1 protein-coding gene is annotated in these 665 nt (G+C 72.8%); it reads left to right on the forward strand.

What is annotated here, in order from left to right; genetic code table 11:
- Window positions 1–579: hypothetical protein (locus AX690_RS23145; protein ID WP_066730184.1), on the forward strand; the 579-nt coding region annotated here is incomplete at its 5' end.
- Window positions 580–665: the final 86 nt, after the last annotated feature.

A 665-nucleotide genomic window follows, 5' to 3' on the forward strand; every position in this document is an offset into this window, starting at 1 on the left:
GCCTCGCCCCAGGCGACGGCCGCTCCCTCCCCCGTCCTGCCGTTCCAGGTCCGCCAGCCCGCGCGGCCCGCGCCCGCCGGCGTGCCGACCCTGGAGGTCCCGGCCGCGGGAATCGCCAAGCCCGGAACCGCCATTCGCCCCGCGCCCCTGCCCGGCGACGGCGCTGGCGACCTGCGCACGGCGCTGCGCAACAGCGCGACCGGCTGCGTCAGCGCCGACGCCGTCGGCCTCAACCGCCGCGAACGCGAGAAATGCGACGAGCGCTTCGGCGCCGCCAAGGCCAAGGGTGATCCGTTGTCGGGCATGAGCGCCGAAAAGCGCCAGGCGCTGGAAGCCCAGGGCGCGGCCCAGCGCGCCTACAAGGACTATGTCGACGGCCCGATGGGCCCCGGCGTCGACCACCGCAGCCGGGATCATCCCGGCGGCATGAAGGAGATCCCCTTCGTCCTCGGCGCCGAGCAGGACGGCCTGGGCCGCGCGCGCAAGAATGTGGTCGACCAGATCCGCAAGAAGCAGGACGTCGAGGATCGGGCGCGGAAGTACTTGGAGCTGCGGAAGAAGGCGGGCCAGGAACCGTAGGGGGGCTTCGACCTCGGTGGTCGGCTTTCGGCCGAGGCTGTGTAAAAACTCGCGGACGTTGGCGCCGTAGCATGGCGGTTCCGGCG

Source organism: Caulobacter sp. CCH9-E1, assembly GCF_001556515.1.
Lineage (GTDB): Bacteria > Pseudomonadota > Alphaproteobacteria > Caulobacterales > Caulobacteraceae > Caulobacter.